Here is a 14,744-nt window from a genome sequence, read left to right on the forward strand (position 1 = left end):
CACCGATCAAGTCACTTTCACCACGGGGGTCCTATGTCATTCGATGCCGAATGGGCAGAGCTCAAGTCAGCCGCTGCTGCGAACCAGACGGCAATGCGGCTCAATCAGCTCGATCCCGGAGAAGGTGGCGGGCCCGGGCCACAGGGGGATCTGGTGGTCACCCAGAAGGACCTGGCGGCAGTAGGTAACGCCGCATTCAAGCTGCGGCAAAGGCTCGGCACCGATGGGGACCATGCCAAGGCCAGTACGCACGAGGCGGCCAGCTCCTTGAAGAAGGACTTCGCGCTGGGGACCGCCCTCTCGACGCTCGCGGACAAGTGGCACGACCAGGTGGGAACGCTGCTGGACGCCTGCGCCCACATTTCCAACCACCTCGACTACACGCAGAACGCGCACGCCGAAGGCGAGTACTGGATCGCCACCCAGTTCAAGTTCGCGCAGCTCAATACAGGATTCGAGGAAAGGGCGCAGCACTGATGGACCTGGACGCACTGCGTTTCGCGGACTTCTCGAAGCTGTCAACTGCCGTCGCGGACTGGACGGCCATGGCCGCGAAATTGTGGGAGCTGGAGTCGGATGCCCGTGGCGACCTCGGAGGTAAAGCCGCGAAGGCCGACTGGGCTGGGGTGAACGCGACCGTGACCCGGGAGTTCATCGGCAAGACCGCCAAGGAGTTCGCCGACGCCGCGACCGAGGCCACCAGTATCGGGAACATCCTGCGTGACACCCACGGTGAGCTCGTCGACTACAAGGCCAGGCTGAACGAGGCCATCCGGCGCGGGCTGGAGAAGAACCTCACCGTGGTGCCGGCGGGCAATGGCGGCTTCACCGTCACGATGAACATCCACCCCGACCGCGCCGCCAAGGGCACGACGGTGCCCGAGCACACCGAGGCCGATGCGACCGCCCTGCGCGACGAGGTACAGCGGATCCTGGAAGGGGCGACCGAGAGCGATACGACTGCGGCACAGGCGCTGACGATGCTGGTCGGCCAGACCCCGTACGGCTTCTCCGACGCCGCCTACTACGACCGCGACCGCGCCGCGGACGCCATGAAGGACGCCGACCGGATCGCGAAGCTCCTGAAGGCCAAGGGCGACGACATGTCCCCCGAGGAGTTCGACAAGCTCAATGCCGACCTGGCCAAGTACAAGGACGATCGCCTCTTCCAGGAGCATCTCGCCACCACGATCGGCCCACGCGGGCTACTCGACTTCTGGGCCGACCTGGCAGACCCGTCCGACGGCGGCACCCTGCAGCGCTCCCGCCACGACCAGCTCGGCGACTTCCAGCGCAACCTCTCCCTCACTCTGGCCGGCGCCACCCAGTCCGACAGCCCGGCCATGCGCACCTGGGAGAACGACATGGTCAAGCTGGGCGAGGAGCGCATCCAGACCCGTGGCGGCCAGGTCTACGGCTACCAGGTGATGAGCAACCTCATGCGCAGCGGCGACTGGGACAACCGCTTCCTGAACGACTACGGCAATGCGCTCGTCGCCACCGAGAAGAAGATGAAGCTCCCGGCCAACTACTGGAACGGCGGCGTGTCACCGGTGCCCAAGATGAACTTCATCGGCGAGGACTTCGGCCGCGACCCCATGACCGGCTTCATGACCGCCCTGGCCGCCAGCCCGAACGCCGCAACGGAGTTCTTCAACGCGACGCAGCCCACCGACAACGCCCAGTACGTCCTCGGCGACCGGCAGACCTTCGACGACACGCCCCTCAACACCAAGGACGGCAACGCCGCACGGGATGCCACGGGCGCCGCCCTGGTCTCTGCGGCCACGGGAGTCGACCCCAACAGCATGACAACGCGTCCCGACGACCTCACACCTGAACACCGCCAGGTTCTGGACCGCTCCCTGAAGTACCTCTCCGAGCGCGGCGACGAGTTCCCGTCCGAGATGCGCGACGACATGGCCAAGGTCCTCTCCGCCCACAGCGATGTCGTACACCACTCGGCCAGCGCCATGTCGGACACGCCGGACGACCCCCGCCAACTCGACCGCCACCACCTCCTGGAGGTGAGCAAGCAGGTCTCCCGCGACCAGAACTCCTACGGCATGCTCAACGAGGCCATGAACCGAGAAATGATCAAAGACATCCACGCAGAACACCCGCGTGACCCCAACGAGACGCTGCAAGATGCGGGCCGTACGGTCGGCTTCCTCGAAGAGGCCCGCTACCAGGCCCTCAAGACCGACAAGGATGACCCCACGTGGGAAGCCAAGTGGGGCTACCACGGCTTCGGCGGAGCCGCCAACTTCATCCCTGTGGTCGGCGACATAGCGCAACGAGGTGTCGACGCCCTCGCCTACCAGTGGCAGCTCGACGAACAGGCGCGGATCGACGCGGGAGTCCAGGACCAGAACGCGAAGACGTTCACGCACCGGGAGAACCAGCTGAGGGCGCTCTCCGAGGAATGGGCCAAGGCGAACCCCGGGCACCCCTACACGCCGCGCACGCTGGAGCAGGAGATCAACACGTCCGCAGTGACGGGGAACGTCGCTGCCAAGGGTCTGGCAGGCACCCAGTGAAGCGCCTGCGCACGGCCATGATGGCCGCCGCGGGGGCCGCGGCACTGATCTCCGTGACCGGGTGCAGCGAGGGCAGGGAGTACGCACTGCCGGACGGCATATGCGGCGTGGCCGTCGATTCGGCCTTCATCGCACCGCTGCTTCCGCCCGGCGCCAAGCTGGAGCAGTCGACGTACGCAGCCAGGCCGCACGCTCCGCGGTGCGAACTGACCGTGGACAAGAACACCGTCCTGACCGTGAAAGGCGACGTGACAACGGCGGACGAAGACGTCATGGGTGGCATCGGACAGCGCTTGGCGAGCTCCGGCGATCCCGCACAGATCGACGTGGGCGACGCCGCCCGCGTTGCCGACTCCATGGCCGTCGCGGTCGCACGGTGCACTTACGAGGGCAAACCCAGCCAGTTCGTCGTCGAGATCTACCCGCCCATCAAGTCCTCCGACGTGCCCGAACGGCGTGAGGCCCTCACCCGTCTCATGACCGTGTACTTCCCCGCGGCCCAGAAAGCAGTGGGCTGCGCCTCCTGACCGCAGTGGCCGCTGGGGAATGCGCGCCGCCCCATACCTTCGACCCAGGAAGCAGCCTGTGCATCACGACGACGAACCGGTCTTCAAGCGGAGCAAGTGGGGAACGAACCGCTACTACTACAACCCTCGCAACCCCATCGGGCTCGCCCTCACCGTCCTCACCGTGCTCGTCGTCGGGACGATGCTGATCCTCATGGCCAACCGGGCCGGACCGTTCGAGCCACCGCCTGCCCCCGCACCGTGGAATCCCGCGCCGGTCACCACCGGCCCGCCAGGCCACTGAGCCGACGGGGGGCGGCCGCGGACCGGAGCACCGTCAAAAGGCCGTAGCCATCACATCAGCAGTGCGTCAGGGTCCGGTGTCGAGGCCCGTACCGGCCCTAACGTCACCCCCATGGGACGACGTTTCGCGCAGTCCGCGACCGGCGCTCACGCCAGCGCGGAGCCTCGAGGACCTATCGCACGCGACATCCACTGGGCCGGCGAGAGGCGGTCGGCCATCGGTGTCGCGTCCCTCCTGTACTCGGCCCTGCTCGCCATGGACGCAGGTTTCGGCGAGCTCGACGCGACCCGCGGCGCCCTCTGGACCGGCCTGGCCGCCCTCCTCTTCGTGATCTTGCTGCCGTCCAGGGTCTCCGTAGGTCCCGGTCTGCTGAGCGCCCGAGGACTGCTGGTGGAACATGCTGTCCGCACCGACTCCCTCGTCTCGGTCAGGTGGTCCGACGGGGTGGCCCAGCGGATGATCCTCCGCGACACGGAGGGAAGCCGGGTCGAGATCGATCCGACCGTCCTGGTCCGCAATCCCGCGATGTGGCGCCGGGTCGACACGGACACCCGCACATCGATCCAGCGCGGCACTCTGCTGTGCGGCGAGAGCGCCCTGCGCCGGCTGGCAGAGCGTATCGACCGCGAGACGGCCCTCACGGTCTTCAAAGTCTCAGGCCTGCAGTGATCGACGGTCGGTGACTTCTGTGCACCCGGGCAGTGGCTGACGCGAGTCACTGATCCTCCGTCGGGGAGGGCGCAGACGGGGTGATCGGCCGCCGGGAGGCCGCTGCCGGAAGCGTGAGCGTCACGGCAAAGCCGGGGCCGACGGGTGCGGTTTCAAGGGTGCCCCCCATGGTCTCCATGAGGTCACGGCACATCCGCAGGGTCAGACTGTCCGGCGTGCGACTCGCATGTGTGCCGCGTTCCGCGCCCTGCACTTCGTCGTTGGTTCCGTCCGTCATGTAGATCTCCACCTGACCGGACCGGGTCTTGCCTGTCAGCCGCGCGGGCCGGTCCGGGGGGCTGTGGCGCTGGGCCTCGGCCGCCAAAGCGGTCAGCACGCGAGTGAGCACGGCCGCGTCGGCGATCACGTCGGGGAGCAGCTCCGGCAGGCTGCATTGGATCGCATGGCCACCGGGCCCCAGGTCGTCCAGAACGGCGGTCAGCAGCTCGTCGAGATCGACCGGTCGCAGATACAGATCCAGTGCCCCGGCGTGCAGGCGGCTCAGCTCGTCGAGGTCCGAGAGGAGCTGGACCGCACGCCGCACCGACGACCGGGCTGTGGCGAGGTTCCGACTCTCCCTCGTATCCGTCCCGACGCCGACGCCGAGGCCATCCAGCGCTTCGTCGGCTGTGCGCAGTGGGCCCCGCAGATCGCGGCTCGCGGTGAGGAGGAGCGAGGCCCTGGTGTGCTCGGCTGCGGCGCGCAAGCCCGTTTCGGCATCGTGGGCAGCAAGCCGGCCGTGCGAGTAGGCCATGCCCAACTGGGCCGCGCACGCTCCCAGTACGCGCTGGTCATCGCTGCTCAGCGGGCGCCCTCGGGCAGCCAGGGTGAGGTCGTCGCCGACGGGGCTGTCCACATCCGCGTCGTACGGGCGCTCGGGTGGATCCTCACCGGTGCTGGCGACGACGTACCAGCGGGGCTCGGCGGCATGCCCCGTATCGCGTTCCAACAGACTCACCGCCTCCAGGCCGAAGTCCTCCCGTACCTGTTCGAGCAAGGCCGGCAGGTCCTGGCCGTGCATCATGGCGGTGGCCAGCCGACTCAGTGCCCGGGCCTCGGAACTCGCGCGGACGGCCCGGTACGTGCTGCGCGCGGCCGCACCCGCGGCCATGCCGACGATGACGGCCGTGACGACGTACACCACCAGCGCTATGACGTCGGCGAGGTGCTGGACGCGCAGCGAGTGCATCGGCGGGGTGAAGTAGTAGTCGGCGAGCAGTCCCGCGGCAAGAGCGGCCACGAGTGCGGGAACGAGTCCACCGACCAGGGCGATCACGACAACGGCGAGCAGGTAGAGCACCAGGGCGAGGGAGAGGTCCACGTGCTCGCCCAGGAGAACCAGGAGGGCGGTCAGGCCCGGGAGCGTGATCGCCGCGAGCAGCATCGCCGTCCAGAAGCGCCGTGGGCCGGTGGCGCGGCTCGGGTGCGGCAGTCGCAGTGGGGAAGTCGAGCCGGCGGCGTGCTCATGGGTGATCACGAGTACGTCGATGGGGCCGGATCGCCGGATCGTCCGGTGCCCCACACCGCCGCGGAGGAACGTGGAGAGCCTTCCGCGGCGGCTCGCGCCCAGCACGATCTGCGTGACGTTCTCGGCCTCCGCGAACTGGAGCAGCGCCTCGGGGATGTCGTCGCCGGTGGTCTGGTGGTAGCTGCCGCCCAGGGACTCCACCAGGGCCCGCTGGGCGGCGAGGGTGGCCGGATCGCCGTGGGTGAGGCCGTCGCTCGGTACGACGTGCAATGCCAGCAGCTCGCTGCCGGGGACTCGGGCGCTGATCCGGGTGCTGCGGCGGATCAGAGTTTCTCCCTCGGGGCCGCCGGTGAGGGCGACCATGATGCGCTCGCGGGTTTCCCAGGGGGTGGTGATGCCGTGTTCCGCGCGGTAGCGCTGCAGTCCTTCCTCGACGCGGTCGGCGAGCCACAGCAGGGCGAGTTCGCGCAGGGCCGTGAGGTTGCCGACGCGGAAGTAGTGGGTGAGGGCGGCCTCGATGCGGTCCGAGGGATAGATCTCGCCGTGCAGCATGCGTCGGCGCAGCAGCTCGGGCGGCAGGTCCACCAGTTCGATCTGGTCCGCGCGGCGTGCCACCTCGTCGGGCAGGGTCTCGCGCTGCGGGACACCGGTGATCTGCCGGACCACGTCGCCCAGGGACTCCAGGTGCTGGACGTTTAGCGTGGTGACTACGTCGATCCCCGCGTCCAGGAGTTCCTCGACGTCCTGCCATCGCTTGGCATGGCGGGAGCCGGGCACATTGGTGTGGGCCAGTTCGTCGACCAGGGCGACCTGCGGCTGGCGGGCGAGCACCCCGTCGAGGTCCATCTCGGTGAAGCTCGCCTCCCGGTACTCCATGGCGCGCCGGGAAATGATCTCCAGCCCCTCGGCGAGGGCAGCGGTGGGCCGCCGCCCGTGCGGCTCGACGAACCCGACGACCACATCGGCACCGGCCGAGGCCAGCCGCTGCCCTTCCTCCAGCATCGCGTACGTCTTTCCCACCCCCGGGGCGGCCCCGAGGTAGATCCGCAATCGCCCACGCGCCATCGACGGGCTCCTGCCCGCTCGTCACACCCCCTCGGCCCCCGCATCCCATGGTGCGCCCAACCGCGCTCCCGCGCTCGCAATCCGCGCGCAGGATCGCCGTTCAGATGCCCTGATGCAAGAAACGGCTGCTCTAGGGCGGCATGGCTTCCCCACACACGGTGTCGAGGACGGCGGCGAGGCAGCGAGTCGGACCGGCGTCCCCGCAGACCTCGGTCGGGGGCTCAGCCTCCTTGGCCGGTGCCTCTCGGACGCTGCGCACGCGTGATCAACACCAGGGCGAACAGCAACACCACGGTGCCGGGCATGGTGAACATGGTGCGGTAGGCGGAATCGACCGCCAGGAGACCGATCAGCTGGATGCCCAGCGCGATCGCGATCAGGAGCTGTGCCCAGCCGAAAAGCCGGAGACGGACGATGTGCCGCCGCTGCCAGGGCAGCAGCCAGCCACTGCTGAGTGTGGCGATGCCAGAGCCGGCGAGCAGTAGCGCTGTGACAGCGAACAGTGCGCCGATGCCGCAGCGGATCCCCATGCGGGCTCCTTACGTTGTTGGTGGGTGCCATGGGTGATTGTGGTGGGCCGTACAAGGGCCCGGCTGACCGGGCCTGCGGATCGTGGTCGATGTGGTGACCGCTTCGGATCAGTCGGCTTCGGCGCGGGCTTCCACGTCCTCGATGTCGGAGGGGCGGCCGGCTCGGACCCAGCGGAGGTAGAAGGCTCCGCCGATGGCGAGGGTGGCGACCAGGGAGAGGATGGGCCAGCCGCGGAGGAGGTTCACCAGGAGGGTGAAGGCCACCGCGACGGCCGCCATGGCATTCAGCCAGGCCAGGGCGATCTTGCGCTCGGTACGGGCGAAGCGGGTCATGGCCAGCAGGCCGACGAGGAAGCTGACGAAGACCGCCACCGCGTAGAAGAGGACGAGCTCCTGCTCCTCCCCCGCAGCAGCCACGATGATCACCGCCGCCGCGGCCAGGTAGACGACGACGGACCAGTACGGGGTGTGGTGCCGGTTGATCCGACCCAGCAGTTCGGGGAGCACGCCCGGGCGCTCCGGTGTGCCGGCCAGAGCCTTGAGGAGTCCCGGGCCTGCCTGGAAGGAGGAGCTGGCAGCGGCCAAGAGCAGGAGGGAGCTGGTCACCTGGAAGGCTCCGTAGAGCCAGCCGGATCCGGCGGCGGCGTGGGCGATGTCGGCGATCTGGGTGGAGTCCTTGCCCGGGATGCCGATGCGGAGGCGCACGGCGAGCGCGGTCAGGGCCAGGGTGAGGCCCCCGACGATGACCAGGAGCAGGGCGAGGGTGCCCCGCCCGAAGCGGCGGCGGTGGGTGTCGTCGAGCTGGCCGAGCTGCGCGATGGCCGTGGACGGCGCCTCGATGCCGGTGGCCAGGGCCATCGCGACGGGGAAGGCGAGGACGACCGCGAGGGCGGCGGAGCGGCCCGGGTCCGTCGAGGCGGGGGCCTCACCGATGGTGTGCGGTGAGACGAAGCCGTGTACGAGTACGGCGACGCAGACGAGCACGAAGAGCACGGTCATGACGGCGAACAGCAGCCGCCCGCCGTGTCCGAACCAGGTCAACCCGGCCACGACCAGCAGCAGGAGCAGGGCGAGCGGGACGCGGAAGGGCGCGGCGGCGGGGAAGAGGGCGATCACGGCGCTGGCGGCGGCTGCGATGGAGATCCCGATGGTCAGGACGAAGTCGACGACGAGCGCGCCGATCGGTACGAACGTCCAGCGCGGCCCGAAGGCCCGCCCGGCCGCGGCGGCCGCCCCGCCGCCCTTGGGGAAACGGCGTACCAGTTGCCAGTAGTTGGCGGTGACCACCACGACCAGGCCCACCACCAGCGACATCGTCGGCAGCAGCAGGGCGAGATCGCCGTGCAAGGCGCGCAGCGCCGCCTCCATGGCGTAGGCGACGGAGGAGACCGGATCTGCGATCACCGCGAAGGCGAACGCGAAGAAGAGGACCGAGCGGCGCGGACTGCGGCGGCCGGGCCCGCCCGGCAAGGGCGCAGGCGCAGCGGGCTGCTGTATGGCGGTCATGAGGGATGCCTTCCAAGGCGAGAGCCGGAGCTCATGGAACAGCCCATGACTCCTGACCGCCGACCAGACTTCCCGGCACACCAGGCGTCAAGAATACGTCAGAAGTCCGTCAACGAAGAGCCGAAATCCACTGTGCCGACAGGGCACTTGAGCACCGGGCCCGCCGGCCCGGCCGCATGGCTGCGCCCAGTCGGCGGCCGGTGGCCACGGCTGGTCCGGTCGTCGTCAGGCCGGCGGTGCGGTTGAGGCGTGCGTCGCGGTCAGCTTCGGCTGCCAGGAGTTGAGCAATGACATGGGAGGCTGCCCCTTTTCGCCGCCGGGAGTGGTGGCGACATCGTCCCGTGTGGCGCCGGTACACCGCCGGTTCCTGCGCGCCCAGGGCGCGTCGCGCCCTACCACTACTTCTCCTTCCTGGCGGTGATCGTGCGGCGGATCCCGTACACGGCGGCGCCCGCGGCCAGGACCGCCGCGCCGGTGATCACCGATGAGCGGGCAGGGCGAAGGCCAGGACCAGGGCATCCGGCCAGCCCCACCACGGGGATGATCCGCGCCGGTCGTCCTTCGGCCGCTGAGAGGGTCCAGGCGGAGGCGTTGGCGATCGCGTAGTAGACCAGGACACCAAAGCTCGGCTGTTCACCGGCCCCCGAGGCGGCCGTATGTACACGATCGCCGGGCACAACTCGCTCACCACCACGCAGTACTAGAGCTGCACCCCGACGACCGCCGGGTCACCGCCGCCGGCACCGCGCTCTCCGCGCACCTCAGCGTGTTGCGAGCCCGCGGTCGCTCACGGTACCGATCATGGTCGCCACCTGCCGCGGTCAAGCGGATTGGTCCCCAAGTGGTCCCAAAAAACGATCAAGGAGCCGTTTCAGATTGCTCTGAAACGGCCCCTGACCTGCGACTTCGAAAAGTCGGGACGACAGGATTTGAACCTGCGACCCCTTGACCCCCAGTCAAGTGCGCTACCAAGCTGCGCCACGTCCCGTTGTGCCTGCGACCTGGGGTTTCCCCTTGCTCGGCGGCACATGCAGAACATTACCCCACGGCGAGGGGTGTGCATGCACGGGTAATCGGTGAGGGGGGAGGATGGGGTGATGAACGCACGGGATCGGGACGTCGACGGGCGGGCGCGCAGTGCGCGGCCCAGGGATGGGCTGGGGCGGCCGCTCGCCTACGGGGTGCCCGGGGTGGAACGGCAACCCGAAGGGGTGGTGCGCTCCGCCGAGCAGACCGTGCGGGAGGCGCAGCGGCTGTTGGACGCCGGGATGCCGTTCCATGCGCACGAGGTGTTCGAGGACGCCTGGAAGTCGGGTCCCGAGGCCGCGGCCCCGCTGTGGCGGGGGCTCGCGCAGCTCGCCGTCGGGTTGACGCACGCCGCGCGCGGCAACGCGGTGGGCGGGGCCCGGCTGCTGCGGCGCGGGGCCGCCGCGGTCGAGGGGCTCGACGGGGGGCCGTACGGGGTCGACGTGCCGGGCCTGGTCCGGTGGGCCGGGGAGCTGGCCGGCCGGGTGGCGGACGGTGGCCCGGCCGTCGATGCCGCGCGCGAGGCACCGAGGCTCGCCCCGAGCTAGTGCTGTGGCCGGATCGCCTCACCGACCTGATGAAGCGGGCGGCGAAGCGGATCGCGGTGGTCAGCGCGCCGCGGGACCGTCCGAGCGGCGCGGAGCGACTTTGGTCTCGGCGTGCGATCCCTACGGACGATGGCCCGGGACCCGCCCTCCGCAGAGGCTGGGCGCATGACCTCACCACCGATCGGCCGCCGGACCCTGCTGGCCGGTGTCGCGGCCGCAGCCACCCTCTGCGCCACCGCCGCCGGCACCGGCACCGCACGTGCCCGGACACCCGCATCGCTCACCCACAAGGGAGTCAACTTCGACACCGACCGTGACGTCTGGCGGACGGAGTACGTGCGCCGGGAGATCGCGGCCGTCAAGGAGCAGTTGCACGGCAACGCCGTTCTGCTGCTCGGCCACCGGCTCGACCGGCTGACCGAGGCCGCGTCGATCGCCGCCGCGCACGGCCTGTTCGTCTGGTTCGAGCCGCGGCAGTTCGACCAGGACGCCGAGCAGACCCTCGCCTTCCTCGGCTCGGTGGCACGCGCCGCAGAGTCGCTGCGCACCCGGTATCCCTGTGTGGGCCTCTCGGTCGGCACGGAACTGACCATCTTCATGTCCGGCCTGGTGCCGGGAAAGGACTACGCGGAGCGCGGCCGGGCGCTGGGGCGCCCGGAGTCGGCCGGCTACCAGCAGCGGCTGAACGCCTTCCTGGGCCGGGCGGTCGGGACCGTCCGGCCGCTGTTCCACGGGCCGGTCACCTACAGTTCCGGCGACTGGGAACAGGTCGACTGGCACGGCTTCGACGTCGTCGGCGCCAACCTGTACCGCAACGGCGACAACAGGACCAGCTATACCCGGGCCCTGCGCGCGCTGCACCGGCACGGCAAACCGGTCGTCATCACCGAGTTCGGCTGCTGCACCTTCACGGGGGCCGGGGAACTGGGCGGTTCGGGCTTCACCGCGGTGGACTGGGAGCGGGAACCCCCCGTCGTCAAGGACGGCTACGTGCGCGACGAGCGCGAGCAGGCCGCCGAGGTCGGGGCGCTGCTGGACCTCTACGCGGCCGAGCGCGTGTACGGGGCGTTCGTCTACAACTTCATCGCGCCCGATTCCCCGTACTCGCCGCAGCGCTGCCACGACCTGGACATCGCCAGCTTCGCGCTCGTCAGGACGTATCCGTCCGGAACCCGGCGCGGCTACGCGGAAACCGGGCAGTGGGCACCCAAGCAGTCCTTCCGCGCGGTGGCCGACCGGTTCCGCTGCCGCACCCCCTAGGCGGCGGGCTGGAGGAGGTCCCAGCGGTTGCCGTACAGGTCTTCGAAGACGGCGACGGAGCCGTACGGCTCGTGGCGCGGCTCCTCCAGGAAGCGGACGCCTTCGGCGCTCATCCGGGCGTGGTCGCGGGCGAAGTCGTCGGTGTACAGGAAGTGGCCGACGCGACCGCCCGTCTGGTCCCCGACGCGCGAGCGCTGGGCCTCGTCCTTGGCGCGGGCCAGGAGGAGCGCGGATTCGGTGGCGCCGGGCGGGCGGACCACGACCCAGCGGGAGCCGTCCGAGCGGGCGGTGTCCTCGGCGAGGTCGAAGCCGAGGGCGCGGGTGTAGAAGTCGATGGCCTCGTCGTAGTCGTTGACGAGGAGGGCCGTGAGGGCGATGTGCGAGGGCATGCCCTCATTGTGTGCCCACGAGGACCACTTCCAGGGTGCGGGGTCCGTGGACGCCCTCCACCCGGTCGAGTTCGATGTCGCTGGTGGCGGAGGGGCCGGAGATCCACGTCAGCGGGCGGGCCGGGTCGAGGAGCGGCAGGGCCTGCGGGACGGAGTCCACCACCTGGTCCGGTACCCGGATCACGCAGATGTGGTGGTCCGGGATCAGGGTGATGCGGCGCCGTCCCTGGCCGGGGCCGCCGTCGAGGACGATCGTGCCGGTCTCGGCGACGGCCAGGGCGCAGCCGGTGACCACGCTGTCGACCCGGTCCAGTTCGTACGGGGTGGAGGCCGCCCGGTCGGGTACGCGGGTGGGGCCCCCGGACGGGAGCCAGCGCGGGGGCAGGCCGGGCGGGACGAGCACCGACTGCGCGCCCCGCGCGTCCAGGAGCCGCGTCAGCAGCGCGGGCAGCGCCTCCTCGTCCGTGCGGTGGACCACGGCCCGGTACTCGGTGAGGTGGGCGGCGAGCAGGTCCACCCGCTCCGCCGGGGTCCGGGTGCCGTGGACGGGGAGGTAGTCGCGGGGGATCGCCACTTCGGGCGCGTCGTCGCGCAGCGCCCGGCGGATCCGGCCGAGGATGCGGTCCTTGCTGCTCATCGCGGGTCGCTCCGTTCCCGGTCCCACCAGTCGCGGAAGGATTGCGCCGCTACGGTCGGCAGTTCGCGGCTGTCGGTCCAGGCCCGCCCGGCTCCGGGGAGCCGGCGGGGGGCCAGCCGTCGGGCCCTGGCCAGCAGGCGCTCCCCCGCGCGCAGGGCCCCCGGGCGGTCCAGGAGCAGCCGGGCGGCACGCATGGCAGCCCGTTCGGCGGTGTGGCCGTCGGCGGGGCGGAGCGTGACGCGGACGCCGGAGCGGGTCGCCGGGCCGCCCTGGGCGACCCGTTCGCGGAGGTGGAGCAGGACCTCGGGGATGTCGATGGCGACCGGACAGACCTCGTAGCAGGCTCCGCACAGGGTGGACGCGTAGGGCAGCGAGGCATCGATCGTGCTGCCGGTGCCACGGAGTTGGGGGCTGAGGATCGCGCCGATGGGGCCCGGGTAGACGGAGCCGTAGGCGTGGCCGCCGGCTCGCTCGTAGACCGGGCAGACGTTGAGGCAGGCGGAGCAGCGGATGCAGCGCAGGGCCTGGCGGCCGATCTCGTCGGCGAGAGTGTCGGTGCGGCCGTTGTCGAGGAGGACGAGGTGGAAGGCGGTGGGCCCGTCGCCTTCCGCCCCTCTTGAAGGGCCCAGACCGGTCCACATCGTCGTGTACGGGTTCATCCGCTCGGCGGTCGAGGAGCGCGGCAGCGTCTGGAGGAAGATCTCCAGGTCGCGGAAGGTCGGGACGACCTTCTCGATGCCGACGACGGAGATCAGGGTCTCGGGCAGGGTCAGGCACATCCGGCCGTTCCCCTCGGACTCCAGGACGACCATCGTGCCGGTCTCGGCGACCATGAAGTTGGCCCCGGACACGGCGACCTTGGCGCGCAGGAACTTCTCGCGCAGGTGCAGTCGGGCGGCCTCGGCGAGTTCCCGCGGGTCGTCGCCGAGCGGTTCGGGCGCCGGCCGGCCCCAGTGGGCCATCTCGGTGCGGAAGACGTCGCGGATCTCGGCCCGGTTGCGGTGGATGGCCGGGACCAGGATGTGGGAGGGGCGGTCGTGGCCGAGCTGGACGATGAGTTCGGCGAGGTCGGTCTCGTACGCGGCGATCCCGGCGGCCTCCAGGGCCTCGTTCAGCCCGATCTCCTGGGTGGCCATCGACTTGACCTTGACGACCTCGCGCTCGCCGGTCGCGCGGACCAGTTCCGTGACGATCCGGTTGGCCTCGTCCGCGTCGGCGGCCCAGTGGACGGTGCCGCCGGCCGCCGTGACCGCTTCCTCGAGCTGCAGCAGGTAGCGGTCGAGATGGCGGAGGGTGTGGTCCTTGACGGCCTTGCCCGCGGCGCGCAGCCGGTCCCAGTCGGCGAGTTCGGCGACGGCCCCCGCCCGTTTGTCGCGGATGGTGTGCGTGGCGTGCCGGAGGTTGGCGCGCAGCACCTCGTCCCGTACGGCCTCCCGCGCGGCGGCGGGGAAGGCAGGGAAGTCGGGGAAGGCGGGCATGCCCAGGTAGGTGCCGGTCACGACAGCGGTTCCTCCTCGGTCGAGGCCAGGATCTCGGCGAGGTGCAGGGTCCGTAGCGGGCTGTCCGCGCGGCGCAGCAGGCCGCCCAGGTGGGCGAGGCAGGAGTTGTCGGCGCCGCACAGCACCTGGGCGCCGGTGCCGGCCGCTGCCGTGATCTTGTCGGTGCCCATGGCGGTCGAGACGTCCGGGTTCTTGACGGCGAAGGTGCCGCCGAAGCCGCAGCACTCCTCGGCGCCCGGCAGCTCGACCAGGTCCAGGCCCTTGACCGCGGCCAGCAGCCGCCGCGGCCGGTCCCCGAGCCCCAGGCCGCGCAGGCCGTGACAGGAGGGGTGGTAGGTGACGGTGTGCGGGAAGTGGGCGCCGACGTCGGTCACCCCGAGCACGTCGACCAGGAACTCGGTCAGCTCGTACACGCGCGGCGCGAGCGCGGCGGCCGCCTCGGCGAGCTCGCTGCCGCGCCCCTCGGCCGCCGCCTTCCGGCCGATGCGCGGGTAGTGCTGGCGGATCATCGCGGCGCAGGATCCGGAGGGGGTGACCACGTACTCGTGTCCCGCGAAGGCCCGCGCGGTACGCCGCACGAGTGGTTCGGTCTCGTAGCGGTATCCGGTGTTGTACTGCGGCTGCCCGCAGCAGCTCTGGGCCGCCGGGAAGTCCACGCCGACCCCGAGGCGCTCCAGGAGGCGTACGACGGCGATGCCGGTCCGCGGGTAGAGCGCGTCGTTGACGCAGGTGACGAACAGGGCTGCTCGCATGATGGG

15 protein-coding genes and 1 tRNA gene are annotated in these 14,744 nt (G+C 70.6%); 7 read left to right on the plus strand and 9 right to left on the minus strand.

All coding sequences use genetic code 11. The features are described from left to right. Positions 1 to 33: 33 nt before the first annotated feature. From OG207_RS08500 to OG207_RS08520, 5 genes are all read left to right on the plus strand, one after another. Positions 34 to 477, plus strand: coding sequence for a hypothetical protein (locus tag OG207_RS08500; protein ID WP_329097344.1), 444 nt, complete (start codon positions 34 to 36; stop codon positions 475 to 477). Further along, the gene (locus tag OG207_RS08505) at positions 477 to 2,540 is read left to right on the plus strand and encodes a hypothetical protein (RefSeq protein WP_329097346.1); all 2,064 of its coding nucleotides are present in this window, start codon (positions 477 to 479) and stop codon (positions 2,538 to 2,540) included. The genes OG207_RS08500 and OG207_RS08505 overlap by 1 nt, the downstream gene beginning before the upstream one ends. Further along, a complete protein-coding gene (locus tag OG207_RS08510) occupies positions 2,537 to 3,067 on the plus strand; it encodes a hypothetical protein (protein ID WP_329097348.1) in 531 nt (176 codons plus the stop codon). The genes OG207_RS08505 and OG207_RS08510 overlap by 4 nt, the downstream gene beginning before the upstream one ends. Before the next feature lie 58 nt (positions 3,068 to 3,125). Further along, positions 3,126 to 3,350 (plus strand): hypothetical protein, encoded by a 225-nt coding sequence (locus OG207_RS08515; RefSeq protein ID WP_329097350.1) that lies wholly within the window; start codon positions 3,126 to 3,128, stop codon positions 3,348 to 3,350. A gap of 111 nt (positions 3,351 to 3,461) precedes the next feature. Further along, complete coding sequence (locus OG207_RS08520) at positions 3,462 to 4,019, plus strand: hypothetical protein (RefSeq protein WP_329097352.1); 558 nt, start codon at positions 3,462 to 3,464, stop codon at positions 4,017 to 4,019. A gap of 46 nt (positions 4,020 to 4,065) precedes the next feature. On the opposite strand, the gene OG207_RS08525 is transcribed toward OG207_RS08520, so the two are convergent. From OG207_RS08525 to OG207_RS08545, 5 genes are all read right to left on the minus strand, one after another. After that, entirely contained in the window at positions 4,066 to 6,591 is a 2,526-nt protein-coding gene (locus tag OG207_RS08525; RefSeq protein ID WP_329097354.1) for a sensor histidine kinase, read from the minus strand. A 221-nt stretch (positions 6,592 to 6,812) separates the two neighbouring features. Further along, a complete protein-coding gene (locus OG207_RS08530) occupies positions 6,813 to 7,121 on the minus strand; it encodes a hypothetical protein (protein ID WP_329097355.1) in 309 nt (102 codons plus the stop codon). A 108-nt stretch (positions 7,122 to 7,229) separates the two neighbouring features. Then, entirely contained in the window at positions 7,230 to 8,627 is a 1,398-nt protein-coding gene (locus tag OG207_RS08535; protein WP_329097357.1) for an amino acid permease, read from the minus strand. 398 nt (positions 8,628 to 9,025) lie between these two features. Then, positions 9,026 to 9,304, minus strand: coding sequence for a hypothetical protein (locus OG207_RS08540; RefSeq protein ID WP_443072690.1), 279 nt, complete (start codon positions 9,302 to 9,304; stop codon positions 9,026 to 9,028). 237 nt (positions 9,305 to 9,541) lie between these two features. Then, positions 9,542 to 9,615, minus strand: a tRNA-Pro gene (locus OG207_RS08545). A 109-nt stretch (positions 9,616 to 9,724) separates the two neighbouring features. Here OG207_RS08545 and OG207_RS08550 point away from each other — a divergent pair. Together OG207_RS08550 and OG207_RS08555 are read left to right on the plus strand one after the other, a co-directional pair. Beyond that, the gene (locus OG207_RS08550) at positions 9,725 to 10,201 is read left to right on the plus strand and encodes a DUF309 domain-containing protein (protein WP_329097359.1); all 477 of its coding nucleotides are present in this window, start codon (positions 9,725 to 9,727) and stop codon (positions 10,199 to 10,201) included. Positions 10,202 to 10,366: 165 nt separating this feature from the next. Then, the gene (locus tag OG207_RS08555) at positions 10,367 to 11,461 is read left to right on the plus strand and encodes an abortive infection protein (RefSeq protein ID WP_329097361.1); all 1,095 of its coding nucleotides are present in this window, start codon (positions 10,367 to 10,369) and stop codon (positions 11,459 to 11,461) included. Here OG207_RS08555 and OG207_RS08560 read toward each other — a convergent pair. The 4 genes from OG207_RS08560 to OG207_RS08575 are packed head-to-tail and all read right to left on the minus strand — an operon-like array spanning position 11,458 to position 14,738. Next, positions 11,458 to 11,850, minus strand: a complete 393-nt coding sequence (locus tag OG207_RS08560) for a VOC family protein (protein ID WP_329097364.1) — start codon at positions 11,848 to 11,850, stop codon at positions 11,458 to 11,460. The two genes, OG207_RS08555 and OG207_RS08560, sit on opposite strands and share 4 nt — an antisense overlap. Before the next feature lie 4 nt (positions 11,851 to 11,854). After that, positions 11,855 to 12,487 (minus strand): LutC/YkgG family protein, encoded by a 633-nt coding sequence (locus tag OG207_RS08565; protein ID WP_329097365.1) that lies wholly within the window; start codon positions 12,485 to 12,487, stop codon positions 11,855 to 11,857. Beyond that, the gene (locus tag OG207_RS08570; RefSeq protein WP_329097366.1) at positions 12,484 to 13,986 is read right to left on the minus strand and encodes a lactate utilization protein B; all 1,503 of its coding nucleotides are present in this window, start codon (positions 13,984 to 13,986) and stop codon (positions 12,484 to 12,486) included. The genes OG207_RS08565 and OG207_RS08570 overlap by 4 nt, the downstream gene beginning before the upstream one ends. Continuing rightward, a complete protein-coding gene (locus OG207_RS08575) occupies positions 13,983 to 14,738 on the minus strand; it encodes a (Fe-S)-binding protein (protein WP_329097367.1) in 756 nt (251 codons plus the stop codon). Before OG207_RS08575 ends, OG207_RS08570 begins: the two co-directional genes overlap by 4 nt. Positions 14,739 to 14,744 lie beyond the last annotated feature (6 nt).

The organism is Streptomyces sp. NBC_01439 (assembly GCF_036227605.1).
Classification (GTDB): domain Bacteria; phylum Actinomycetota; class Actinomycetes; order Streptomycetales; family Streptomycetaceae; genus Streptomyces.

Excerpts from the sequence above, each read along its gene's own strand:
- OG207_RS08500 (WP_329097344.1), top strand. The coding sequence starts at position 34 with ATGTCATTCGATGCCGAATGGGCAGAGCTCAAGTCAGCCGCTGCTGCG.
- OG207_RS08505 (WP_329097346.1), top strand. The coding sequence starts at position 477 with ATGGACCTGGACGCACTGCGTTTCGCGGACTTCTCGAAGCTGTCAACT.
- OG207_RS08520 (WP_329097352.1), top strand. The coding sequence starts at position 3,462 with ATGGGACGACGTTTCGCGCAGTCCGCGACCGGCGCTCACGCCAGCGCG.
- OG207_RS08525 (WP_329097354.1), bottom strand. The coding sequence starts at position 6,591 with ATGGCGCGTGGGCGATTGCGGATCTACCTCGGGGCCGCCCCGGGGGTG.
- OG207_RS08530 (WP_329097355.1), bottom strand. The coding sequence starts at position 7,121 with ATGGGGATCCGCTGCGGCATCGGCGCACTGTTCGCTGTCACAGCGCTA.
- OG207_RS08535 (WP_329097357.1), bottom strand. The coding sequence starts at position 8,627 with ATGACCGCCATACAGCAGCCCGCTGCGCCTGCGCCCTTGCCGGGCGGG.
- OG207_RS08550 (WP_329097359.1), top strand. The coding sequence starts at position 9,725 with ATGAACGCACGGGATCGGGACGTCGACGGGCGGGCGCGCAGTGCGCGG.
- OG207_RS08555 (WP_329097361.1), top strand. The coding sequence starts at position 10,367 with ATGACCTCACCACCGATCGGCCGCCGGACCCTGCTGGCCGGTGTCGCG.
- OG207_RS08560 (WP_329097364.1), bottom strand. The coding sequence starts at position 11,850 with ATGCCCTCGCACATCGCCCTCACGGCCCTCCTCGTCAACGACTACGAC.
- OG207_RS08565 (WP_329097365.1), bottom strand. The coding sequence starts at position 12,487 with ATGAGCAGCAAGGACCGCATCCTCGGCCGGATCCGCCGGGCGCTGCGC.
- OG207_RS08575 (WP_329097367.1), bottom strand. The coding sequence starts at position 14,738 with ATGCGAGCAGCCCTGTTCGTCACCTGCGTCAACGACGCGCTCTACCCG.